The organism is Zunongwangia mangrovi (assembly GCF_900112105.1).
Classification (GTDB): Bacteria; Bacteroidota; Bacteroidia; order Flavobacteriales; family Flavobacteriaceae; genus Zunongwangia; species Zunongwangia mangrovi.
The window spans coordinates 63,373-87,819 of record NZ_FOKV01000007.1; the positions used below are offsets into that span (position 1 = coordinate 63,373).

The following is a 24,447-nucleotide window of genomic DNA, read 5'->3' on the forward strand; positions in this document are numbered from 1 at the left end:
GAAGTTAAGCAATATTAACTGGCATCGCTGTTAAAGCTTTATTATAATATCATTCTAGAAAATAGATAAAACTCATAGAATATCGAACTAAAAATAAAACCCAGTCTGAAAATCGACATTTCCAGACTGGGTTTTTTAATTATTTGATTTGGAGGTGGTAAGCCTTTATTATTTTACTTAAAGAAATCCATTCCCGACTTTCCATGAAATTTGCCAATAATTTCTTTTGCAATTACATCGCCAGCATTATCTATCGCTGCGCCTGTTAGTCCGCCAATATGCGGCGTTAAAGAAATACGCTCGTTCATTAAAAGTTTTATGGCCGGTGTAGGCTCGTTATCGTAAGTATCTAAACCGGCAAATTTCAATTTAGCATCTTCTAAGGCTTCAATAAGAGCTTCTTCATCGATCGCATTTCCGTTAGAAATATTTACAATTCCTGCATTTGGTTTCATTAAAGCGATTTCTTTAGCTCCAATAATTGGTTTTTTCTGTTCAGAAACACTTAAAGAAATGATATCTGAATTTTCTAAAACCTGCTCTAAATTCATCGTTTTTAATCCAATTTCGATATTTTGATCCTGAATTTTAAGTTGAAGTTTAGCACCAACTACATTAGGATCTGTAGCGATAACCTTCATCCCAAAACCTAAGGCGATTTTGGCTATTTCCTGACCAATTTTTCCAAAACCAATAATTCCTATTGTTTTTCCCTGAAGTTCGATTCCGCCTGAATAAAAGTTTCTTAGGTCCTTAAAGTTCATATCGCCTTCCAGTGGCATATTTCGGTTAGAGTGATGTAAAAATCGGCTTCCACCAAGAATATGAGCAAAAACAAGTTCGGCTACAGATCTTGTTGCAGCAACAGGAGCATTGATAAACTGAATCCCATTTTTCTCGGCTTCAGCAACAGAACTTACTACCTGCTCGTCACCAATTACAGCGATAAATTTTAGCTGAGGCGCACCCGTAACAACTTCATTTTCTATAAATGTTGTGCGCGAAATTATCCCTTCAATGTTTTTTGCATTGATATATTCTTTTAGCTGAGATTGGGCAACCTTCACAGATAAAACATTAAAGCCAGCTTCGGTTAATTGAGAAACTGCGGCTTGTGAAAGCCCATCGGTAACTAAAATATTCATGAATTTTTATTTTTCGTATTTATGAAATCTTTTCAAAATGCTGCATAACATCAACCAAAACCTGCACGCTTTCTAGAGGCATCGCGTTATACATCGAAGCACGATAACCACCAACACTTCTGTGGCCATTAATTCCGTTAATATTGGCTTCTTTCCAAAGTTTATCGAAAGTCGCTTTATCGGCAGCTTCTACAAGGTTAAAAGTTGGGTTCATGGTAGAGCGATCTTCTTTTTCAGCAAAACCTTTAAACAATGGATTTCGATCTATTTCAGCATAAAGCAAGTTTGCTTTTTTATTGTTTTGATCTTCAATTCCTGCAATTCCGCCTAAATTTTTAAGCCATCTTAAATTCAGTAAAGAAGTATAAATGGCAAAAACAGATGGCGTGTTAAACATACTGTCTTTATCGATATGAACCTGGTAATTCATCATCGATGGAATTTGACGCTCTACTTTTCCTAAAATATCTTCTTTCACCACGGCAAGCGTTACACCCGCTGGTCCCATATTTTTCTGTGCACCGGCATAGATCAAATCAAACTGACTAAAATCCATCGTTCTTGATAAAATATCACTACTCATATCGCAAACCAATGGCACATCGGTTTTTGGGAAAGATTTCATCTGCGTTCCATAAATAGTATTGTTACTGGTGCAGTGAAAATAATCTGCATCGGCAGGAATGCTGTAATCTTTAGGAATATAGTTGAAGTTTTTGTCTTTAGAAGAAGCAATTTCCTGCACCTCTCCAAACAGTTTAGCTTCTTTAATCGCTTTGCTACTCCATGTTCCTGTGTTGGTGTAAGCGGCTTTTTTCTGCAATAAATTATAAGCAACCATTAAAAACTGCATACTGGCACCACCATGTAAAAATAGCGCCTGGTATCCTTTATTCTGAAGTCCTAAAAGTTCTAAAACCAAAGCGCGAGCCTCTTCGATAACTGAAACAAAAGCTTCACTACGATGCGAAATTTCAAGAATTGAAAGTCCGCTATTATTAAAATCCAATACTGCTGCAGAAGCTTTTTCGAAAACTTCTTGTGGCAAAATGCAAGGTCCTGCGCTAAAATTATGTTTTTTCATATGGTATTTAGGTTAAGCTCTTAAATGGAGCTTTTCTTTGCTGTATGTCGTAAATTTTAAAATGACTTATCAAAATTCGATAAAAACAGCGCCAAATTTATTGGCGCCGCCAAAGGGTTTAATATCTCGAGGCTTGCCTTGAAATTAAAAATTTGTTTCTAACGATTACCTCGTGGGTTTGCCCCTAGCTAGTTTACTGGTTTAAATCGATTAAAAATTGCAGCGTGTCTACGCCGTCTGCATAATCCCAAAGTTGTGGTTGCTGAGTTTCGCCAAATTTCACTTCATTTTTTGCTGAAGCTTCTTTTCTTACCACACATTGTAATTGATCTGCTTTTTCTTCCAATTCTTGCTGAAGTTGTGCTTCATCCTCATAATATTCATAGAAAAGTACTGAAATTGGTGATCCAAAACCTTCATCTTCTTTCAGCATTAAAAATCCGTTATCCAGAATATTAAATTCACTCATTAAATACACGGCTTTATTATAATCGTAGTTATTGGCGTATTTATTTTGATTAATAATATCGTTCCAATGATAAATTCCTTTATAGAAATGGTCAAAATCGTAATTTTTAGGCAAAAATAATTTAGAGACATTACGACAACCCAGGCCGTAGTATCTAAAAATATCTTCAGCTAAGGCCTTTAATTCGGTTTCGGTTTCATCACCGCGAATAATGGCAACCGAGTTTCGGTTTTTACGTATAATATTGGGTTTATTCTTAAAGTAATATTCAAAATAGCGCGCGGTGTTATTGCTTCCGGTAGCTATAACGGCATCAAAATTCTCTAATTTCTCCTGGGTGAAGGTGATCTTAGATTCGAATTCGTTATTTAATTCAGCTAAATAATTACACAAAATTGGCAAAAGCTGCTTATCATTATCAGATGGCTTTATAAGCACATTATTACCAGAGATTAAAACACTCAAAAAATCATGGAAACCAACCAGCGGAATATTTCCGGCCATAATGATAGCAATGGTTTTTGGTGAAATATCGTCTTTAATCGCATAATCTTTTACCCAGGCTTCAAGATTAGCCGTAGTTAAAGCTTCACTCCATTGTTTTAGAGCGAATAGAACATTGTCTCTGGTAAACCAGCCATTATAATGTACTGCTGAATTGATTTTGTATTCCAGTTCGTCGAAATATTTTTTATCGATTTCTGAAAGATTTAGCGCTGAATCACTTTCAGCATTAAAATTCTTAAGAAAATCGCCCAATTTTGAAAAATATGAAATACGTTCTTTAATTGTCATTCCTAATTTGGTTATGAAAAGCCTTCACGTTAAATTTGTAACAGCGAAATTAAAACTTCCTAACTGGAAAAACTATAAAATTTCCTAAAACTGGAAGCAAAACTGAAGAATCGCCTTATTTTTACAAACTAAAAAAACAGCTATGGCAATCATTATAACAGATGAATGTATAAACTGCGGCGCTTGCGAACCAGAATGCCCTAATACAGCAATTTACGAGGGAGCAGATGACTGGCGTTATGCAGATGGTACAGATCTTTCTGGTGATATCGTATTACCATCTGGGACAGAGGCTAATGCTGAAGAAGCCCAGGAACCAGTAAGTGACGAGTTTTATTATATCGTACCAGATAAATGTACAGAGTGTAAAGGTTTTCATGAAGAACCACAATGTGCGGCAGTATGCCCGGTAGATTGTTGTGTTCCAGATGATGATCATGTAGAGAGTGAAGAAGAACTTTTGACCAAACAAAAGTTTATGCACGATTAGTCACTAAGATTAATTTTCAGAATATAAAAGTCCGTTTTCTTAAACGGACTTTTTTTATTGGCACCGCCAAAGCGTATAATACCCAGAGGCTTGCCTCGAAATTAAAAATTTGTTTCCAACGTATGCCTAGAGGGCTTGCTCCGAGGTAGTTTACGAGATATTTACTCGTAATTCGTTTCTATACTTAGAAGGTGATTTACCGGTAAACTTTTTAAATTGCTTATTAAAATGACTAAAGTTATTAAAGCCGCATTCAAAACAAATATCAGTAATACTCATTTGCTCTTCATGTAAAAGTTTGGCTGCGTGTGCCAGGCGATATTCGTTAACGAACTGCGTAAATGTTTTACCTGTGATCTTTTTAAAGAATCGGCAAAAGGCGGGTACCGTCATACTGGTAAGCTCGGCAACTTCTTCTAAAACAATAGTTCTTTTAAATTCTTCCTTTACAAAATTAAAGATTTGATTAATACGATTATTATCCTGAAGTTCGGTTTCTAGTACAAAACCCTGAGCATTAAGAATGGTATAATTTCTTGCTTCTTCTAAATGTTTAAAGATCTCCAGTAAGGCTACCAGCCGCCCAAAAGGTGAGCGGTGTTTTAGTTCTTCGATCTTTTCACCAATATATCTTTTATCTTCCCCGTGAAAAACAATTCCTTTTTTTGCTTTTTCTAATAAGGTGACAATATTTTTTGTTTCAGGAATATTAAAAAATGTTTCTCCAAGAAAATCTGGATGAATTTGGATTACCGTTTCTCTTTCGTACCTGTTCAATTTAGTGGTAAAACCACAGTGAGGTAAATTAGAACCAATAAGTATAAGATCTCCTTGTCTATAAAAAGAAACATGGCTACCAATTTGCCTTTTTCCTGAGCCACTACTTATATAAACCAGTTCTATCTCTGGATGATAGTGCCAAAAATTATTGTTTTTATTAGGTGAACTATGATCAAATGTTTGGTATTTAAACGAACTACCAAATTGAGGTTCAACCTTTTCGAAAACTGCTTTTTGTGATTTTATCATATCGATAACGTTTTAGCTGAATTGGAACTTCAAATTATGGATATTTTATTATGTCGAAAATTAACCTAAAAATGTTCTCATTGCAAAATTAACCATTTACGATAATATTTTCGGTTAAAATAGCACATATTTTAGTTTATTTTCTATTAAGCTTCACATAAGTTTCACTCTATATTTGTTGCAGGATAATTAGTAATTTAACAAAAACACCGAAAATCATGAAAAATCTATTTAAAGCAACAGTTTTGGTTTTAGCATTAGTATTAGGTAATACTTTGAACGCTAAAGACATAGAAGTAAAGGTGAGCGAAGAAAAATTAGTAGTAGAGTTAGATAATACTCAAGAAGGATCTACACTAATTTTAGCAGATATGAATGGAGAGGTTCTTTTTAAAGATGCTTTAATGGAGTCTTCTTATAAAAAAGCTTTAGACCTTCACAGCATTCCTTCTGGAACTTACTTTTTAAATTTCGAGAAAAATGATAGTATTTTAACTACAGTGATCACTAAAAATGCTGATGGCGTAACTGTAAATAAAACAGAATCTAAAATTTTCTTTAAGCCTTTCTACAAAACTTTAGAAGATAAAGTGTTAGTTTCTTTTACAAACCCAGGTTACGAAGATGCAACATTTAGAATTTACGATGCTGAAGGAACTTTAATGTCTTCTTCAACAAACAATGACCTTGTGGTAAAGAAAACTTTTGATTTCTCTGAAGTACCTGCAGGAGAATATTTAATTTCTTTAAAAGTAGGAGAGCGTACAATTACTAAAACTATCACATTAGGATAAGACCTTGGAATAAATTCCAATCAACTTAATAGAAAAAGCCGACTAAATTATTAGTCGGCTTTTTTAATTTAATATTTATTTAAGCGTTTGATTTATAGAGATCTGAATCGAGGCTTTTAAAGATTTTCTATTTATACCTCAAGGGATTGTGCCGAGGTTTTGGATTTGTATTAATTAAAGTTTGAATGAAAAACCATCGTCGGTTTTTCTTTTATATTTTTCCTGATCAAATTTATATAGGAAGCTTCCTTTTCTGGAAGAACTCATGTCTTTTTCATCCAATTTCACTAAAATATCAAAAGAGTTTATTTTATTGATGAAGTTACGTTTATCCAATTCTTCCCCTAAGATTGCTTCATATAATTTCTGAAGTTGTCTCATCGTAAATTTCTCAGGTAGTAATTCGAAGCCAATGGGACCGTTTGAAGCACGGTATCGTAATCTACTAATCGCGTGCTTTACCATCTTACTATGGTCAAAAATTAGATCTGGAGCTTCAGAAAGCGTAAACCACTTTGCTGAATAATTTTCGGTAAGTTCAGTATTATGCTCGGCGATATTGATCAAAGCAAAATAAGAAACCGATAAGGTTCTTTCTACCGGATCCCTGTCTACTTTACTAAAATTATAAAGTTGTTCCAGGTAAACATTATTGATTCCCGTTAGGTGATGTAAAATTCTATTGGCGGCATGATCCAGATTTTCATCTTTTTTAAGGAATCCACCCATTAGCGACCATTTGCCACGTTCGGGTTCAAAATCTCGCTTAATAAGTAATATTTTAAGTTCTTCTTCATCGAAGCCAAAAATGATACAGTCTACAGCGAGCAGAACTTTATCTTCAGAACTATAACTATGGATCATTGGTAGAATTTAAAAAGTGCCAATTTAGGATAATTTCAAAGTAAATCATAATAGAAACCGGTTTCTAAAGTAAATCAAAAAATTAACAAACTAAGCAGGACACCACAGTATGGCAGGTATAGAGCAGGATAGAATTATGAAATTCATTTATTTAATAAGCTATAGTTAAAAATATGTAAAAAAATATTTGCTTTTTTAATGAAACTTTAATTAAATTTGGAAATGTAAAATTCACACTTATAAAACTAAAGTTTAATTTATGCTAATTTCAAAATTACTAATTAGCGCAGTGGGAAAAATACGAAAAGGTTTTCGATTTTTTTTCATATTAATGATGATGTTGGGGATGTCATCATTTGCGCAATCGCAGGAATTAATTACTGGTATGGTAACATCAGAGGGTGATGGTATGCCTTTGCCAGGTGTTAATGTAATTATTCAGGGAACTTCTACAGGAACGGTCACCGATATTGATGGTAACTACTCTATAGAGGCAAGCGAAAACGATGTACTTGTATTTTCATTTTTAGGTTTTAAACAACAGGAAATACAGGTTGGAACTCAAACAGAGATTAACGTTTCTTTAGCTGAAGACATGAATGCTTTAGATGACGTTGTTGTAGTAGGTTATGGTACGCAAAGAAAGGAAGATCTTACTAGTGCGGTTTCTTCTGTAGATTCTGAAGATTTTATTCAATCCAACGTTACTGATGCAGGACAATTAATCCAGGGTAAGGTTGCTGGTCTTTCTATTTCGATGCCTAGCGGTGATCCAACAGCTAGTTCGCAAATTCGATTGAGGGGAACAAGTTCTATACTTGGTAGCAATACAAACCCTTTGATCTTAATTGACGGAATCCCTGGTGATCTAAAAACTGTTCCTCCAGAGGATATTAAATCTATTGATGTACTTAAAGACGGTTCTGCAGCAGCAATCTACGGTACCAGAGGTACAAATGGGGTTATTTTAATTACTACTAAAAGAGCTTCGGGAGCTTACACTAATCAGGTTGATTATTCAGTAAGCTTAAGTACACAACAAATTTTTAATCAATTAGATGTTTTATCGGCTAGTGACTATAGAAGACAAATTGAAAACGGTACGAGAGACGCTTCAGCTGATGCGGGCAGTAGTACAGATTGGCTAGACGAGATTACACAAACTCCATTTACCCAGGTACATAATTTAACCTTAAGAGGAGGGAATAACACAACTAATTATTTGGCAACAATTAATCTTAGAGATCTTGAAGGAATATTCTTGAAATCTGATAATACTATTTTTACAGGTCGTGTAGACATCAATCATTATATGTTTGATGAGAAACTTAAAATTAATCTAGGTATTATAGGTCGCTCTGTTAATTATACAACTACCGGAGATGGATCAAGCTTTAATGGATATACATATAGACAAGCACTTATTAGAAATCCAACAGAACCTATAAAAAATCCTGATGGTAGCTGGTATGAAGTTCCTGGAAATTTCAATTATGATAATCCCGTTTCTAGATTAAATGAATCTGATGGGGAAAATAAATCTCAATTTTTGAGATATAACGCACAACTTACTTATGAGCCTATAGAAGACTTAAAGCTTTCAGCACTTGGATCTTTGTCTCGATATAATCAAACCAGGGGATATGCAGAATCTAAAGATCATATCTCTAATGTAAGAGGTGGAGTAAATGGATTTGTTTCTAATGGAACTAGAGAAACTGAAGATCGTTTGCTAGAATTAACGGCACAATACTCTAAAACCTTAATGGATGATCATGATTTTAATCTTTTAGCAGGTTATAGTTATCAGGAAAATTATTACAGAGATTATTATATGACGAACTCAGATTTCCCTACAGACATTTTCACCTATCATAATATAGGCTTAGGTAGACGTTTGGAAGAAGGTCAGGCAGGTATGGGAAGTAATACCACTAAAACTAATTTGATAGGTTTCTTTGGGAGATTAAATTACAACTATAAAGATAAATATCTTTTGATGGGTAGTGTACGTCACGAAGCAGCAAGTCAGTTATACAAAACCAACGAACCATGGGGTACTTTCCCAGCGTTTTCTGCTGGATGGCGAGTTTCTGAAGAAGAATTCCTAAGAAATTCGAATATTATCGATAATTTAAAACTAAGATTTGGATATGGTGTAACCGGTATCCCTAATCAACTAGGTTTTGGTGCTGTTGCTCTTTTGGGATACGGCCAATACTTCTATTATAATGATACATGGGTAAGAACTTTATCACCATCTCAAAACCCTAATCCAGATCTAAAATGGGAAGAGAAACATGAATATAACTACGGTATAGATTTTACGCTTTTCAATAATATTGTTAGTGGTAGTATAGATTATTATAATAGAAATGTACAAGATCTTTTATTCGATTTCGCTGTTCCAACACCACCAAACCTTTATGGTACTACAAGAGCTAATGTTGGTGAAATGAAAAACTCAGGATTGGAAGTAATGCTGAATATTAATCCAATTAATAAAGAGGATTTCCAATGGAGTACAAATGTAGGTTTCTCTACAAATTCTAACGAATTGGTAAGTTTATCAAATAATCTTTATCAAACTGAAAATGATTATTTCACGACAGGAGGAACAGGAGAACCTATTCAAACTTTTACTCATAGAGTAAGAGTGGGTGATCCAATTGGAAACTTCTATGGATTTAAAGTAGTAGATATTGATGACGACGGTAGATGGATTTATGAAACGCCATCTGGAGAAATTCAGAATTATGATGAATTTGGTCATTCTTTCGAAGATAAACAGGTACTTGGTAATGGACTACCAAATTATTATGCTAACTGGAATAATACTTTTAAATACAAAGATTTTGATTTAAGTATTACAATGAGAGGTGCTTTCGATTATCAAATATTAAATTTTGAAAGAATGTACCTTGAAAATCCTACGATAGATAATTATAATCGCCTTCAAAGTTCTGAAGATGCGGTTTTTGGAAAAACAGCGCTAACTTCACCTTTAGAATATAACAGTTACTATATCGAGGATGGAGATTTCTGGAAGATTGATAATATTACTCTGGGATATAATTTTAGTGAGATTGGTAAATACATAAAATCTGCTAGAGTTTACGTTTCAACATTAAATACATTTACGTTTACGGGATACGATGGTATAGACCCAGAGGTAAACCGATCTGGTTTATCTCCTGGAAATGATGGTAGAGATAAATATCCAACGACTAGAACCTATACACTTGGTTTTAATGTATCATTTTAATTAAAGGCATTATGAAATTTAATAATAGAATATTAATAGCAATTCTTGTATTATCCCTAATTTTTATCTGGGGATGTACAGAGTTAGAAGATAGAAACTATAGTACTATAGTTTCAGAGGAATTTGTTCCAGAGGGTGAGGATGTTGCAGCATTAGTTGGTGCAGCTTATGTTCCATGGAGATCTACTATGTTAGAGTGGAATGGAATATGGCGGACTCAGGAAGTGACTGCAGATGGTTTTATTATACCGGGACGACCTAATGGATGGGTAGATGGTGGCATATATAAACGTCTTCATCAACACGAATGGTTTGCAGATGATGATCCAGTAAATCAGGCATGGAATAGAACCTATGGCGGTATTACTAACTGTAACCGTTTGATTTATCAAATTGAAGAAGGTTTGATCCCATTTACAGAAGATGAGAGAATTTCTACATTAGCTGAATTAAGAGTGCTTAGAGCATCTTATTATTATTTGCTATTAGACTTATTTGGAAATGTACCTATTGAAACAGAATATGATGTTCCAGAAGGTTATTCCCCAGAACAAAATAGCAGACAGGAAGTTTATGATTTCGTGGTTGGTGAAATAACTGAAAATGTAGACAATCTAAGTGAAGATTCTGGAGTAGAAATGTATGGTAGATTCAACAAATGGGCGGCGTATACTTTGCTTGCTAAAGTTTACTTGAATGCCGAGGTATATACGGGAACTCCGCAATGGCAAAATTGTATAGATGCCTGCCAGGAGGTAATCGACTCTGGACTGTATAATTTAGAAGAAAATCAGAAAAATAATTTCGTAGTTGAAAATCAAAACTCTAGAGAAATCATATTTGCATTAGCTTTAGATGAGGTTTATACTGACAATTGGAATGCATTCGATTTACACATGCAAACTTTGCAACCTGCAAATCAGTCCACATACAATTTATTGCAAACACCTTGGGGAGGTATTTGTGCTACACCACAATTTATATCTTCTTTTGATCCTGATGATAGTAGATTAATAGATAATTTTATTTTTGGACAGCAATATTCTTCTGCAGGCGATCCTTTAACTGTGCAGTTGGGAGCATTTAATGGTGAGCCATTAAATTATATTAATGAAGTACCAAGTATAGACAGGTCTGAAGCTATACACGGCTATCGTCTTGGAAAATTCGAAATTGCTCAGGGAGCAACTAACGTGCTTAGTAATGATTTTCCCGTTTTTCGTTACGCGGATATTTTATTGATGAAAGCTGAATCTTTACTAAGAAGTGGTAGTAGTGACGAGGCCGCACAAATTGTGACTTCAGTAAGAGAACGTTCTTTTAGAGATACTCCTGAAAAAGCTGAAGTTACTGGGGCCGAGTTGATGGGAGGTTCTACCTATGATTATGGCCTAAGAAACGAAAACACAAGTACAAATGAAGGTGGAGATGATATCGCTTATGGAAGATTTTTAGATGAACTTGGATGGGAGTTTCATCAGGAAGGACACCGTAGACAAGACATGATAAGATTTGGAGCTTTTAGCCAGAAATCGTGGTTTTCTCATTCCGCTAGTGAAAATTATAGAACTTTATATCCAATACCGCAACCAGCTTTAAATAGTAATACAAATCTGGAACAAAACCCAGGATATTAAATTTAACTAAATGAACACCATTTATAATTTATAAATGGTGTTCTATCCTTTGATATTTAATAATTAGAATTATGAACAGAAAATTTATCCTTTCTTTATTCCTGTGCTTTCCACTAGGATTATTTGCCCAAACAACAGTATCCGTAAAAAATGATCAGGATGCACCGGTTATTAACCGTAATATTTATGGTCATTTTGCAGAACATTTAGGCCGCTGTATCTATGGCGGATTGTACGTTGGGGAAGACAGCGAAATTCCTAATATAGACGGAGTTCGTACAGATCTTATTGAAGCACTTAAAGATCTTCAAATCCCTATTCTTAGATGGCCGGGTGGTTGCTTTGCGGATACCTATCACTGGAAGGACGGAATTGGTCCTTTAGAAGATCGTCCAACTATTGTAAACCAATGGTGGGGAGGAACTACAGAGGATAACAGTTTTGGTACTCACAACTTTTTAAATCTTTGTGAAGAACTTGGTGCAGAGCCTTACCTTGCTGCTAACATTGGGAGTGGTACAGTAAAGGAATTTGCAGATTGGATCCAATATGTAAATCATGACGGTACAAGCCCGATGGCAGATCTTCGTAAAGAAAACGGAAGAGAAAAACCTTGGGGTGTGAAATACTGGGGTGTTGGTAACGAAATGTGGGGTTGTGGAGGAAACATGACACCAGAATATTACGCTAATCTTTATCGCCAGTATGCAACTTTTATGACCAGTTGGGATAATGAAACCGGATTGTACAGAATTGCTTCTGGAGCAAATGTAGACGATTATCACTGGACAGAAGTTTTAATGCGTGATGTGCCTAATAGTTTGATCGAAGGTGTGGCTTTACACTCTTATTCTTTTGTAGAATGGGGAGATAAAGGAGATGCTGTAGATTATAATGAAGCTCAATATTTCTCAACTATGCAAACAGCGCTAAAGATGGAAGAGCTAGTAACGAAGCATAGCGAAATTATGGATAAATACGATCCTAAAGGAGAGATCGATCTTATCGTAGACGAGTGGGGTGGATGGTACGAAGTCCAGGAAGGAACAAATCCTGGATTCTTATATCAGCAAAATACAATGCGTGATGCAATGATTGCGGGTGTTTCATTAAACATTTTCAACAATCATAGTAAGCGTGTAAAAATGGCCAATTTGGCTCAAACTGTTAATGTTTTGCAGGCAGTAGCCTTAACCGATGGAGCGAAAATGCTTCTTACGCCAACGTATCACGTGATGGAAATGTATAAAGTACATCAGGATGCGCAATTACTTCCGGTAGAGTTTGATTCACCAGAATATACATTCGAAGGAGAGTCTTTACCAGCGGTATCAGTTTCGGCTTCAAAAGATAGCACTGGTGTGGTACATATTTCAGCAGTAAATATTGATTCTGAAAAAGAAAATGAAGTAGAATTCGATCTTTCTGGATTCGATATTGATGATTTTAATGCTGAAATTTTAGTTTCAGAAGAGTTGCAGGATCACAATACTTTTGATGAGCCAAAGAAAATAACCCCTTCAGAATTTAAAGATTTCAAGTTTAAAAAAGGAACTCTAAAAATGACACTACCTCCATTCTCTGTAGTGGTTTTAGAGAGTAAATAAGCCTATGTTTATTGTAAATAATATAGTGTTTTTAAAAAGATCATTAATGATTTTAATCATCATCGGAGCATTAAGTTGCTCTGAGGATGATACTTCATTTACAGGGATACCTGAAGGTGAAGAAGAAGAGGAGATTGAAGAATCAGATTTTGATGGTCCAACGTATAGCGATGATTATACTTCTATGGCATCATGGGCAGAACGGTCTTCATGGAACTTAGCAAATGTTCACGATCCCAGTATTACTAAGGATGGTGATTATTTTTATATGTACCAAACCGATGCCTCTTATGGTAATGCGCATGCAGGTAATGGTCATTTTCCATACAGGCGATCAACAGATCTGGTAAATTGGGATTTCCAGGGAATGGCATTTCAGAATGTACCATCCTGGGTTAAAGATTCACTAAACAGTCTTAGAGCACAAATGGATCCGCCGCTAGATCCAATTGAAAATCCAAATTATGGATTTTGGGCACCAGAAATTGCAGAGGTTAACGGTACTTATCGATTGTATTACAGTATTGTAGTTCATAATCCTATTATAGGAAATGATAATACCGAATATTGGACCGAGCGTGCTTTTATAGGTTTAGCTGAAACAAACGATCTTTCTTCAAACCAATGGGAAGATAAAGGAATGGTGGTAAATTCTGTGCCTGATGGGCGCGAAACTTATACTCGAAACGGAGGAGGTGACTGGAGTGGATATTTCAAATTTAATGCAATAGATCCTAGTTTTATCGAAACTCCAAATGGAGAACAGTATTTAATTTATGGATCGTGGCATTCTGGGATTTCATTATTAAAATTAGATCCTACAACCGGAAAACCTACCGAGTTAAATTCTTTGGAAGATTATGGCACAAGAATCGCAGGTAGAGGAGATGTTAACAATAATCGCTGGCAGGCGCTGGAAGCACCGGAAATTATTTATAACGAAGAAACTGGATATTATTATCTATTTTTAGCTTATGATGAGTTATCTGTTGCATACAATACCCGGGTAGCACGTTCAGAAAATATTAAAGGTCCATATTTTGGAATAGATGGTGGCAACGTAACCAACGGTGCTGAAGCTTTTCCAGTTTTAACCCATCCTTACAAATTCGATAATCAGCCTGGATGGGTTGGTATTTCGCATTGTACGGTTTTTAAAGATGAAGCTTTAGGAAAATGGTTTTATAGTTCGCAGGGAAGATTACCAGAAGGTGTTCCAGGAATTAATGCATCAAATGCGGTGATGATGGGGCAGGTTCGTGAAATTTACTGGACAGCAGATGGCTGGCCGGTAGTGGCTCCAGAACGTTATGCAGCGGTGCCTGACGAAGCGGTAACCGAAGAAGATTTATTGGGGAATTGGGAGCAAATCACCTTACAATACGAATATAGAACAATGCAAACCTCTGTAGATATCGTGCTTAATGAAAACCATACTTTAGGCGGTGCGCTTAGTGGATCATGGTCTTTTGATGAATCTGTACAGATATTGCAAATAAATGGAAACGATTTTATAATAGATAAAGCATGGGATTGGGAAGCTTCCCCACGAAGAACCACAATTACCTATGCAGGAATTTCTAATAATGGATATTCTATCTGGGGTAAAAAATCATAAAATTAATTAGAGAATGAAAATTAATATTCCCGGTTTTAAAAAGACAGGATTAGTTGTAGGAACCCTAATACTTTCTGCGACCAGTTTTGCGCAACAAAGTCAGCTTTCACTTTTCGACCTCAAGGACGTAAAGCTTCATGAAAGTATGTTTGAAGAAGCAATGCATACAGATTTGGATTATATCATGCAAATGGATCCAGATCGTTTACTGGCACCATTTTTACGTGAAGCTGGTTTAGAACCAAAAGCAGAAAGTTATCCAAACTGGGAAAATACAGGTTTAGATGGTCATATTGGTGGCCATTATTTAACCGCGCTTGCCCAAATGTATGCTTCAGCGGGTAGCGAAGAAGCTTTAGAGCGATTAAATTATATGATCGCTGAATTAAAAAAAGCTCAGGATGCCAATGGAAATGGTTACGTAGGCGGAATTCCTGAAAGTGACCGAATTTGGAAGGAAATTTCAGAAGGAAAAATAAATGCAGGCGGATTTAGCCTCAACGGTGGTTGGGTGCCGCTTTATAATATTCATAAAACGTATGCCGGATTGCGTGATGCTTATCTTATTGCCGGTAACGAAGATGCAAAGCAAATGCTTATTGATCTAACCGATTGGATGATCGATATCACCGCAAATCTTTCCGATGCACAAATTCAGGAGATGTTAGCTTCAGAACATGGCGGATTAAATGAAACTTTTGCTGATGTCTATAAAATGACCGGCGATCAAAAATATCTTGATCTGGCTTATGCTTTCACTCAAAAACAGGTTCTAAATCCTTTAGAGAACGGCAAAGATATTTTGAACGGAATGCATGCGAATACGCAGATTCCAAAAGTGATAGGTTTTGAAACTATTGCCGCTTTAGATCAAAATAAGGATTATCATAATGCGGCCACATATTTCTGGGAAAATGTAGTGAATAATCGAACTGTTTCTATTGGAGGAAATAGTGTTAGAGAACATTTTCATCCAGCCGATGATTTTTCGAGCATGGTAAGTAGCGTACAAGGCCCAGAAACCTGTAATACTTATAATATGCTGAAGTTAAGCGAAAAGTTGTTCTTAGCTGATGCTGAAGAAAAATACATGGATTTTTACGAGCAGGGATTGTACAATCATATTCTTTCTTCGCAGCATCCAGAAGGCGGATTTGTATATTTCACACCAATGCGTCCCGGCCATTATCGCGTGTATTCTCAGCCAGAAACCAGTATGTGGTGTTGTGTAGGTTCGGGATTAGAGAATCATGGGAAATACAACGAAATGATTTACGCTCACAGCGAAGATGAGTTATATGTAAATCTTTTTATTGCTTCTGAAGTAAATTGGTCAGCCAAGAATTTTAAACTGATACAGGAAACCGATTTCCCAAATTCAGAAGAAACTTTTTTTAAAATTGAAACTCGAAAATCGCAAAAATTGACTATAAATCTTCGTTATCCATCCTGGGCAGGCGAAGGTTTTAATGTTGAGGTAAATGGCAAAGAGGTGAAATTCGATAAAAAACCGGGCTCTTTTATTTCGATTAATAGAAAGTGGAAAGATGGAGATCGAATTTCGATGAATTTGCCTATGAATATTTCTTCGGAAAGACTACCAGACGATTCTAATTACGAATCTTTAAAATATGGGCCTTTAGTTTTGGCTGCAAAAACCGGAAAAGAGGATTTAAAAGGTCTTTTTGCAGATACAAGTAGAGGAGGGCATATTGCTGAAGGTAAAAAGATACCACTTTCTGAAACACCAATGTTCCTTTTAGAAAATTTAGAAAATCTGGCTTCTAAAGTCGAAGTAGATTCTAAAAATGAGCTTCGATTTTCAGCAAAATCGGTTTTATATCCTTCAGAATTTCAGGATCTGGAATTCGAACCTTTTTATAAAGTCCACGATTCCAGGTATGTTATTTATCTACCGGTACAAACTCCAGAAGGTCTTGAGGCTATTCAGCAAAAAAGAAAAGAACAGGAAATTGCCGAACGTGAGCTAGAAGAAAAAACGATCGATTATGTGAGCCCCGGTGAACAACAACCAGAATCAGATCATTTTATTAAATCCGAAAATTCGAACGCTGGCGTAAACCAGGATCGTCATTGGCGTGATGCCACAGGTTGGTTTAGCTACGAATTTAAAGATACTAATAACGAAGCTGCACGAATTAGATTAACTTACTTTGGACAAGATAGTGATCGGAAATTCAGGATTTTGGTCAATGGAGAGCTGGTTGCCCGTGAACATCTAGAAGGTGAAAATGGAGCCGAATTCTTTACAAAGGATTACGAATTACCTAAAAAGATCGTAGAACAAGAAAATGATACCCTAACTATACGCTTTGAAGCCGAAGCTGGTTCTAGAACTGCCGGAATTTATGGCGTAAGACTAATGAAAAAACAATGAGAAAGCTTACAAAATTAATATTAAGTGGTGCGCTAATGTTAACTTCAGCGGTTACGCTCGCACAGGAAGAAAACTTCAACAATCCAATTATAACAGATAAATACACTGCGGATCCTGCTGCTTTGGTTTATAAGGATTCGGTTTACATCTATGCTGGTCACGATCAGGCGCCAGATGACAGAGATCGTTACGAAATGCACGAGTGGTTAGTGTACAGCTCGGCCGATATGGTGAATTGGAAAGAACATCCTGTTCCCCTGAAGCCAACAGATTTTGAATGGGCAACCGGCGCAGCCTGGGCCGCTCAGGTTATCGAAAGAGATGGTAAATTTTACTGGTATGTAACCGTACAGCACGAAGAAACACATCACGGGAAAGCAATTGGTGTAGCGGTTTCAGATTCACCAACAGGGCCTTTTAAAGATGCTCGCGGTAGCGCAATGATCACTAACGATATGACAACCGAATATACAGGGATTTCCTGGGATGATATCGATCCAACCGTTTGGATCGAGGATAATGGCGATGCGTATATGTATTGGGGAAATACTCAGTTATATTGGGTGAAATTGAAGGATAATATGATCGAATTTGAAGGTGAAATTCAAACGGTAGATCTTCCGCATTTTACCGAGGCTCCATGGATTCATAAAAAAGATGACTGGTATTATCTTTCGTATGCTTATAAATTTCCGGAGAAAACAGCTTACGCGATGAGTAAGTCTATCGAAGGGCCATGGGAATATAAAGGCATTTTAAATGAAGTTGCCGGTAATTCTAATACCAATCACCAATCGATCATCGAATTTAAAGACAAATGGTATTTTATTTATCATAACGGAAGCATTCCAACGCACGGCGGTAGTTTTAGACGTTCGGTTTGTATCGATCGTTTGTATTATAATGATGATAATACTTTGAAAAGAGTGATCATGACTTCAGAAGGAATACAGGAATAATGAAAGCTTCAAAATATCTAATATTGTCCATTTTGCTGAATAGTTTTTTATTCTGTTCAGCACAAGAAAGAGTAACACCAACCGAGGAAACGATTGTTCACGATCCGGTCGCAATTCAGGCTAACGGAAAATATTATATGTTCTGCACGGGTAGGGGAATTTCAATGTTTTCTTCGGAAGATCTTAAAGAATGGAAACATGAAGCTCCTGTTTTTGCTGAGAAGCCAGCGTGGACAGACGATGTGGTTCCAGATTTTGGAAATCATATCTGGGCACCTGATATTACTGAATTTGAAGGTAAATTTTATTTGTACTATTCAGTTTCAGCATTTGCGAAAAACACTTCAGCAATAGGATTAGTAACCAATGAAACTTTAGATGTAGATAGTCCTAATTATAAATGGGAAGATCAGGGAATTGTTGTTCAGTCTATCCCTAACCGTGACTTATGGAACGCCATCGATCCTAATCTTATTTTTGATGAAGAAGGAACACCTTGGTTAAGTTTTGGTTCGTTCTGGGAAGGGTTGAAATTAGTTAAATTAAGCCCCGATTTAAAATCGATTGCGCAACCACAGGAATGGGAAACGATTGCCAGAAGAGAACGCTCTTTCAAGATCGCCGATAGTAATCCTGGAGATGCTGCTTTAGAAGCACCATTTATTTTCAAAAAAGGAGATTGGTATTACCTGTTTATTTCCTGGGATCTATGTTGCAGAGGAGAAGATAGTACTTATAAAGTTGTTGTAGGTCGTTCAAAATCTGTAAAAGGTCCGTTTTTAGATAAATCTGGCAAATCTTTATTTAATGGTGGCGGAAGTTTGGTTGTAGAAGGAAATGAAAATTGGTATGGCGCCGGTCACAACAGTGTTTACGCTTTCGATGGTAAAGACTATATGTTTTTTCATGCTTATGATGCTGAAGATGGTGCAAAACCCAAACTTAAGATTAAAGAACTAAGTTGGGAAAACGGATGGCCAAAACAGCTAAAATTGAAATAAAAAACTCACAAGTAAAATCAACAATATGAAGTTCAAATCATTATTAAATATGGTTTTAGTGGCACTTTCTATTTTCGGAATGGCCAGCTATTCGCAGATACATGCGCAGGAAACATCTGAAGGTGAAAATTTTGTTAGATCTAATGATCCAATCGTGCTTCAGCGTGCAGATCCTTTTATCTATAAGCATACAGATGGTTACTACTATTTTACTGGCTCTGTACCTACTTACGATGCTATTGAAATTAGACGAGCAAAAACCATAGAAGGTTTGCAGGATGCTAAACCTGTTCGAGTTTGGGAAAAGCACGAAAGCGGACCTATGAGTCGGCATATCTGGGCGCCAGAAATTCATTTTCTGGATGGAGAATGGTACGTATATTTTGCGGGAAGCGAAGAAAGCGACATTTGGAAGTTAAGACCTTATGTTATTAAATGTTCAGGACAGGATCCATTAGAAGACGATTGGATCGAACTTGGACAAATGCAGGCTGCCGATAATGATCCCAAAAGTTTTACCGATTTCTCTTTAGACGGAACGGTATTCGAACATAACGGAAAGCGCTATTTCTGTTGGGCAGAAAAAACCGGCGGGCAGTTCGCGGCTTCAAATTTATATTTAGCTGAAATGGAATCTCCAATTAAACTTAAGACCGTTCAGTTTATGTTAACTACGCCAGATTACGATTGGGAGCGTATCGATTTTTGGGTGAATGAAGGTCCTGCTGTGATCAAGAACGATGGTAAGATATTTATCACTTTTTCGGCCAGTGCTACCGGTGCCTGTTATAGTATGGGAATCATGGAAGCCGATGCAGATGCCGATCTTTTGGATAGAAATTCTTGGACAAAGTCCAGATATCCAGTTTTAAAAACAAATGAAGAAAAAGATATTTATGGGCCAGGTCACAATTCTTTTACTGTAGACGAAAATGGCGATCCATTAATGATTTATCATGCCAGAGAATACGAAAAGGCAGTTGGTGATCCTAAAATGGTACCTGAATCAGATAAAAGATCACTTGAAGAAATAAAAGCAGATCCTTTGTATGATCCTAATCGGCACGCTAGATTGATGGAAGTAAAATTTGATGAAAACGGTAGACCTGTTTTTGAATTCTACTAACATGATTAACGATATAAATGAATAAAATGGGGATTTAGAATTAAGGATTGAAACGCCTTTTCTAAATCCTCTTTTTGTTTAGCTTTATTGAGAATGAGGTAAATTTTAAGTATTGAAAAACGCTAAAATTGAAGCCTTGTTCATTTTAAGAATAAAAATTAAAGAAATCTTAAAATTATAAGTGTTTTTATTACACTTAATAAAAACAAATTTATATATTTGTTTCAGACTAAAAGTTAGAATACATGGAAACATATGTAATAGGACTTGATTACGGGACAGATTCGGTAAGAGCTGTACTTGTAGATACCACCAGTGGAAAGGAGCTTGCTTCAGATACATTTTGGTATCCTCGTTGGAAAAAACAGCTTTACTGTGATGCTGGTCTCAATCGATTTCGGCAACATCCTTTAGACCATATTGAAGGTCTGGAGAAAACAATAAAAGGAGTTATTGAAAAAAGCGGAGTTAATGGCGAAGCTGTTAAAGGTATTTGTATAGATACTACAGGTTCTTCACCCGTTCCGGTAACCAAAGACGGTACTCCTTTGGCTCTTGTAGATGGATTTACAGATAATCCAAATGCAATGATGATCTTATGGAAAGATCACACAGCAATTAAAGAAGCTAATGAGATCAACGAGTTGGCAGAAACCTGGGGTGGTGAAAACTACACCAAATACGAAGGAGGAATTTATTCTTCAGAGTGGTTTTGGGCAAAAATAACACATATTGTTCGTGAGGATGAAGCGGTAAAAAATGCTGCTTATTCGTGGATGGAACATTGTGATATTATGACCTATCTTCTTATTGAAGATACAGATCTTGCTTCTTTTAAAAGAAGTAGATGTGGTGCAGGACATAAGGCTATGTGGCACGAAAGCTGGGGCGGTTTACCTTCAGAAGAATTTCTAGGAAAATTACACCCATATTGTGCAGATCTAAGATCAAAATTATACAACGAAACTTATACATCAGATGAAGTTGCAGGTAAGATCAGTAAAGAATGGGCTTCTAAACTAGGCCTTTCTGAAGATACTGTTATTGCCGTGGGAACATTTGATGCACACTCTGGAGCGGTAGGAGCTAAAGTAGAGGAACATGCGTTAGTTCGTGTTATGGGAACTTCAACCTGTGATATTATTGTTTCTCCTTACGATGTAGTTGGAGACAAGACTGTTAGAGGAATTTGTGGACAGGTAGATGGTTCTGTAATTCCTGGAATGGTTGGATTAGAAGCAGGTCAATCTGCGTTTGGAGATGTGCTGGCCTGGTTCAAAAATGTACTTTCCTGGCCTTTAAATCATTTAGTATACAATTCTGAAGTACTTTCCGAAGAACAAATAGCGGCCTTAAAAGAAGAAGTAGATAAGAAGTTTATTAAAGAATTAGCTGCTGAAGCTGAAGCTTTAGAACTTAACGAAAGTATACCTGTAGCTTTAGATTGGATTAACGGTCGCCGTACTCCAGATGCAAATCAGGAGTTAAAAAGTGCAATTAGCAATCTTTCTTTAGGAAGTAAAGCTCCGCATATCTTTAAAGCTCTTGTGAATGCTATCTGTTTTGGTGCTAAGGAAATTGTAGATCGTTTTAAAGAAGAAGGTGTCGAAATTAAGACAGTAATTGGTATTGGTGGTGTGGCAAGAAAATCTGCTTATATCATGCAAACTCTTGCAAACACTTTAAACATGCCAATTAAAGTTGCTGCTTCAGATGAAGCGCCAGCCTTAGGATCTGCAGTTTATGCTGCAGTTGCTGCCGGAATTTATGAAGACGTAATCACCGCCAGTAAAACTTTAGGTAGTGATTTCGAAGCCGAATATTATCCACAACCAGAAATGGTAGGAGAGTTTGAAAAGCAAATGGCTGCGTATAAAGAATTAAGTCATTTTGTTGAAGAAAGCATAACTAAAAAATAATAGATCATGAGTTCTAAATATCAATCTTTAAAAGAGGAATGTTATGAGGCAAATATGCAGCTTGATGCATTAGACCTTGTAATTTATACCTTCGGAAATGTAAGTGCAGTAGACCGTAAAGAAGGAGTTTTTGCTATAAAACCCAGTGGCGTGCCTTATGCCGAATTAAAGCCTGAAGATATCGTGATCCTTGATTTTGATAATAATGTTATCGAAGGAAGCATGCGACCATCATCAGACACAAAAACACATGCATATTTATACAAAAACTGGGAAAATATTGGGGGAATTGCTCACACCCATGCAACATACTCTGTAGCGTGGGCCCAGTCCCAGTTAGATATTCCGATTTTTGGAACTACCCATGCCGATCATTTAACGGCAGATATTCCTTGTGCGCCTCCAATGAAAGATGAGCTTATTGCAGGTAACTACGAATATAATACTGGTATCCAAATCCTGGATTGCTTCAAGGAAAAAGGTTTGTCTTACGAAGAGGTACAGATGATCCTTATTGGTAACCATGGGCCTTTTACTTGGGGACCAACTGCTGCTAAAGCGGTTTACAATAGTAAAGTTTTAGAAGAAGTAGGAAGAATGGCTTATCTAACTTTACAGATTAATCCGAATGCACCTAGATTAAAAGATTCTTTAATTAAAAAACATTATGAGCGTAAGCACGGTAAAAATGCGTATTACGGTCAGAATTAATAACCTTAACAAATTATCCAATGATTGCTATAGAGAGTAAAGAAATCTGGTTTATTACAGGAAGCCAGCATTTATACGGACCTGAAACTTTAGAGCAGGTTGCTAAAAACTCAAAAGAGATTGTAGAAGGCTTAGATGCTTCTGCAGAAATTCCGGTTAAATTAGTTTATAAAGACACAGTAAAAACTGAAGATGAGATCGCTGCTGTAATGCGTGAAGCGAATAATTCAGAAAAATGTATTGGTCTTGTGGCCTGGATGCATACTTTTTCCCCTGCTAAAATGTGGATAAAAGGTTTAACATTACTAGGTAAACCAATTTGCCATTTACACACTCAGTTTAATGCTGAAGTGCCTTGGAGCGATATCGATATGGACTTTATGAATCTTAACCAATCTGCTCATGGAGATCGCGAGTTTGGATTTATGATGTCTAGAATGCGTAAAAAACGTAAAGTTATCGTTGGGCACTGGAAAAGTGACAGAGTACAAAAGAAACTTGGTATCTGGTCTCGCGTAGCTTTAGGATGGGACGAAATGCAAAATCTAAAAGTTGCACGTATTGGTGATAATATGCGTAATGTAGCGGTAACCGAAGGTGATAAGGTAGAAGCTCAAATGAAATTTGGAGTAGCCGTTAACGCTTATGATTCTTCAAATGTTGTAGCGAAAATTAACGAAGTTACAGAGGATGAGCTAAATAAATTACTTGATACCTATGCTACAGATTATAATCTTACCGATAGTTTAAAAGAAGGCGGAGAAAAAAGACAATCTTTGATCGATGCTGCTAAGATCGAATTAGGTTTACGTAAATTCTTAGATGAAGGTGGTTTTAAAGCTTTTACAGATACCTTTGAGAATCTTGGAGAATTAAAGCAATTGCCGGGTCTTGCTGTACAACGTTTAATGGCAGATGGATATGGATTTGGTGGAGAAGGAGACTGGAAAACAGCTGCTTTAACCCGAGTGATGAAGGTAATGGCTTACGGTCTGGAAGGTGGAACATCTTTTATGGAAGATTACACTTATCACTTTACTCCAGAGAAATCTTTAGTAATGGGTTCTCATATGCTGGAAATTTGTCCTAGTATTGCAGATGATAAACCTTCTTGTGAGGTGCATCCTTTAGGAATTGGAGGAAAAGAAGATCCAGTTCGTTTAGTGTTTAACTCTCCTGTTGGAGCAGCAATTAATGCTACCTGGATAGATATGGGTAATCGTTTTAGACTTATCGTTAACGAAGTCGAGGCTGTTGCACCAGAAAAAGAATTACCTAATTTACCTGTTGCCAGAGTACTTTGGGACTGTAAACCAGATCTTGAGGTTGCCGCTACAGCGTGGATCTTAGCAGGTGGTGCTCACCATACTGTTTATACGCAGGCGTTAACTACAGAATATTTGGAAGATTTTGCCGATATTGCAGGTGTAGAGCTTCTTGTAATAGATCAGGATACTAAAGTAAGAGACTTTAAAGATACTATAAATGCCAACGAGGCATATTATCACCTCTTTCAACATAAAATGTAATAGTACA

18 protein-coding genes are annotated in these 24,447 nt (G+C 36.3%); 13 read left to right on the plus strand and 5 right to left on the minus strand.

Translation table 11 applies throughout. From position 1 onward, the window contains the following. Nucleotides 1-173: 173 nt before the first annotated feature. From BM201_RS14180 to BM201_RS14190, 3 genes are all read right to left on the minus strand, one after another. A complete protein-coding gene (locus BM201_RS14180; protein ID WP_092543759.1) occupies nt 174-1,145 on the minus strand; it encodes an NAD(P)-dependent oxidoreductase in 972 nt (323 codons plus the stop codon). 19 nt (nt 1,146-1,164) lie between these two features. Beyond that, nucleotides 1,165-2,229, minus strand: a complete 1,065-nt coding sequence (gene serC / locus BM201_RS14185; RefSeq protein ID WP_092543761.1) for a 3-phosphoserine/phosphohydroxythreonine transaminase — start codon at nt 2,227-2,229, stop codon at nt 1,165-1,167. Nucleotides 2,230-2,422: 193 nt separating this feature from the next. Next, a complete protein-coding gene (locus tag BM201_RS14190; RefSeq protein WP_092543763.1) occupies nt 2,423-3,493 on the minus strand; it encodes an acyl-CoA reductase in 1,071 nt (356 codons plus the stop codon). A gap of 142 nt (nt 3,494-3,635) precedes the next feature. On the opposite strand from BM201_RS14190, the gene BM201_RS14195 reads away from it, so the two are divergent. Beyond that, nucleotides 3,636-3,983, plus strand: coding sequence for a 4Fe-4S binding protein (locus tag BM201_RS14195; RefSeq protein ID WP_092543764.1), 348 nt, complete (start codon nt 3,636-3,638; stop codon nt 3,981-3,983). A gap of 150 nt (nt 3,984-4,133) precedes the next feature. Here the strand turns inward: BM201_RS14195 and BM201_RS14200 are convergent, their stop codons facing one another. Beyond that, nucleotides 4,134-5,012 carry a helix-turn-helix domain-containing protein gene (locus BM201_RS14200; protein WP_092543766.1) on the minus strand — a complete coding sequence of 293 codons (879 nt, stop codon included), beginning with the start codon at nt 5,010-5,012 and terminating at the stop codon, nt 4,134-4,136. A 218-nt stretch (nt 5,013-5,230) separates the two neighbouring features. Here BM201_RS14200 and BM201_RS14205 point away from each other — a divergent pair, with 218 nt between their 5' ends. Then, nucleotides 5,231-5,806 carry a T9SS type A sorting domain-containing protein gene (locus tag BM201_RS14205; RefSeq protein ID WP_092543768.1) on the plus strand — a complete coding sequence of 192 codons (576 nt, stop codon included), beginning with the start codon at nt 5,231-5,233 and terminating at the stop codon, nt 5,804-5,806. Nucleotides 5,807-5,980: 174 nt separating this feature from the next. Here the strand turns inward: BM201_RS14205 and BM201_RS14210 are convergent, their stop codons facing one another. Next, nucleotides 5,981-6,670, minus strand: coding sequence for an NUDIX hydrolase (locus BM201_RS14210; protein ID WP_092543770.1), 690 nt, complete (start codon nt 6,668-6,670; stop codon nt 5,981-5,983). A gap of 259 nt (nt 6,671-6,929) precedes the next feature. Here BM201_RS14210 and BM201_RS14215 point away from each other — a divergent pair, with 259 nt between their 5' ends. The 11 genes from BM201_RS14215 (at nt 6,930) to araA (ending at nt 24,440) form a co-directional block, all read left to right on the plus strand. After that, a complete protein-coding gene (locus tag BM201_RS14215; protein ID WP_092543772.1) occupies nt 6,930-9,935 on the plus strand; it encodes a SusC/RagA family TonB-linked outer membrane protein in 3,006 nt (1,001 codons plus the stop codon). Between the two features lie 11 nt (nt 9,936-9,946). Beyond that, nucleotides 9,947-11,572, plus strand: a complete 1,626-nt coding sequence (locus BM201_RS14220; RefSeq protein WP_092543774.1) for a RagB/SusD family nutrient uptake outer membrane protein — start codon at nt 9,947-9,949, stop codon at nt 11,570-11,572. Nucleotides 11,573-11,643: 71 nt separating this feature from the next. After that, a complete protein-coding gene (locus BM201_RS14225) occupies nt 11,644-13,179 on the plus strand; it encodes an alpha-N-arabinofuranosidase (RefSeq protein ID WP_092543776.1) in 1,536 nt (511 codons plus the stop codon). Nucleotides 13,180-13,225: 46 nt separating this feature from the next. Beyond that, nucleotides 13,226-14,797, plus strand: coding sequence for an arabinan endo-1,5-alpha-L-arabinosidase (locus BM201_RS14230; protein ID WP_245758650.1), 1,572 nt, complete (start codon nt 13,226-13,228; stop codon nt 14,795-14,797). Between the two features lie 13 nt (nt 14,798-14,810). After that, nucleotides 14,811-17,195, plus strand: coding sequence for a glycoside hydrolase family 127 protein (locus BM201_RS14235; protein ID WP_092543780.1), 2,385 nt, complete (start codon nt 14,811-14,813; stop codon nt 17,193-17,195). Between the two features lie 35 nt (nt 17,196-17,230). Then, nucleotides 17,231-18,154, plus strand: coding sequence for a glycoside hydrolase family 43 protein (locus BM201_RS14240; RefSeq protein WP_394333749.1), 924 nt, complete (start codon nt 17,231-17,233; stop codon nt 18,152-18,154). Next, nucleotides 18,154-19,155 carry an arabinan endo-1,5-alpha-L-arabinosidase gene (locus BM201_RS14245; RefSeq protein WP_092543784.1) on the plus strand — a complete coding sequence of 334 codons (1,002 nt, stop codon included), beginning with the start codon at nt 18,154-18,156 and terminating at the stop codon, nt 19,153-19,155. The genes BM201_RS14240 and BM201_RS14245 overlap by 1 nt, the downstream gene beginning before the upstream one ends. Nucleotides 19,156-19,180: 25 nt before the next feature. Continuing rightward, a complete protein-coding gene (locus tag BM201_RS14250; protein ID WP_092543786.1) occupies nt 19,181-20,281 on the plus strand; it encodes a family 43 glycosylhydrolase in 1,101 nt (366 codons plus the stop codon). A gap of 245 nt (nt 20,282-20,526) precedes the next feature. Further along, the gene (locus tag BM201_RS14255) at nt 20,527-22,200 is read left to right on the plus strand and encodes a ribulokinase (RefSeq protein WP_139219246.1); all 1,674 of its coding nucleotides are present in this window, start codon (nt 20,527-20,529) and stop codon (nt 22,198-22,200) included. 6 nt (nt 22,201-22,206) lie between these two features. Further along, the gene (locus BM201_RS14260) at nt 22,207-22,911 is read left to right on the plus strand and encodes an L-ribulose-5-phosphate 4-epimerase (RefSeq protein ID WP_092543788.1); all 705 of its coding nucleotides are present in this window, start codon (nt 22,207-22,209) and stop codon (nt 22,909-22,911) included. A 20-nt stretch (nt 22,912-22,931) separates the two neighbouring features. Then, nucleotides 22,932-24,440 (plus strand): L-arabinose isomerase, encoded by a 1,509-nt coding sequence (gene araA / locus BM201_RS14265; RefSeq protein ID WP_092543790.1) that lies wholly within the window; start codon nt 22,932-22,934, stop codon nt 24,438-24,440. Nucleotides 24,441-24,447: the final 7 nt, after the last annotated feature.

Excerpts from the sequence above, each read along its gene's own strand:
- BM201_RS14220 (WP_092543774.1), top strand. The coding sequence starts at position 9,947 with ATGAAATTTAATAATAGAATATTAATAGCAATTCTTGTATTATCCCTA.
- BM201_RS14190 (WP_092543763.1), bottom strand. The coding sequence starts at position 3,493 with ATGACAATTAAAGAACGTATTTCATATTTTTCAAAATTGGGCGATTTT.
- serC (WP_092543761.1), bottom strand. The coding sequence starts at position 2,229 with ATGAAAAAACATAATTTTAGCGCAGGACCTTGCATTTTGCCACAAGAA.
- BM201_RS14240 (WP_394333749.1), top strand. The coding sequence starts at position 17,231 with ATGTTAACTTCAGCGGTTACGCTCGCACAGGAAGAAAACTTCAACAAT.
- araA (WP_092543790.1), top strand. The coding sequence starts at position 22,932 with ATGATTGCTATAGAGAGTAAAGAAATCTGGTTTATTACAGGAAGCCAG.
- BM201_RS14230 (WP_245758650.1), top strand. The coding sequence starts at position 13,226 with ATGATTTTAATCATCATCGGAGCATTAAGTTGCTCTGAGGATGATACT.
- BM201_RS14225 (WP_092543776.1), top strand. The coding sequence starts at position 11,644 with ATGAACAGAAAATTTATCCTTTCTTTATTCCTGTGCTTTCCACTAGGA.
- BM201_RS14250 (WP_092543786.1), top strand. The coding sequence starts at position 19,181 with ATGAAGTTCAAATCATTATTAAATATGGTTTTAGTGGCACTTTCTATT.
- BM201_RS14215 (WP_092543772.1), top strand. The coding sequence starts at position 6,930 with ATGCTAATTTCAAAATTACTAATTAGCGCAGTGGGAAAAATACGAAAA.
- BM201_RS14180 (WP_092543759.1), bottom strand. The coding sequence starts at position 1,145 with ATGAATATTTTAGTTACCGATGGGCTTTCACAAGCCGCAGTTTCTCAA.
- BM201_RS14245 (WP_092543784.1), top strand. The coding sequence starts at position 18,154 with ATGAAAGCTTCAAAATATCTAATATTGTCCATTTTGCTGAATAGTTTT.
- BM201_RS14260 (WP_092543788.1), top strand. The coding sequence starts at position 22,207 with ATGAGTTCTAAATATCAATCTTTAAAAGAGGAATGTTATGAGGCAAAT.
- BM201_RS14205 (WP_092543768.1), top strand. The coding sequence starts at position 5,231 with ATGAAAAATCTATTTAAAGCAACAGTTTTGGTTTTAGCATTAGTATTA.
- BM201_RS14200 (WP_092543766.1), bottom strand. The coding sequence starts at position 5,012 with ATGATAAAATCACAAAAAGCAGTTTTCGAAAAGGTTGAACCTCAATTT.
- BM201_RS14195 (WP_092543764.1), top strand. The coding sequence starts at position 3,636 with ATGGCAATCATTATAACAGATGAATGTATAAACTGCGGCGCTTGCGAA.
- BM201_RS14210 (WP_092543770.1), bottom strand. The coding sequence starts at position 6,670 with ATGATCCATAGTTATAGTTCTGAAGATAAAGTTCTGCTCGCTGTAGAC.
- BM201_RS14255 (WP_139219246.1), top strand. The coding sequence starts at position 20,527 with ATGGAAACATATGTAATAGGACTTGATTACGGGACAGATTCGGTAAGA.
- BM201_RS14235 (WP_092543780.1), top strand. The coding sequence starts at position 14,811 with ATGAAAATTAATATTCCCGGTTTTAAAAAGACAGGATTAGTTGTAGGA.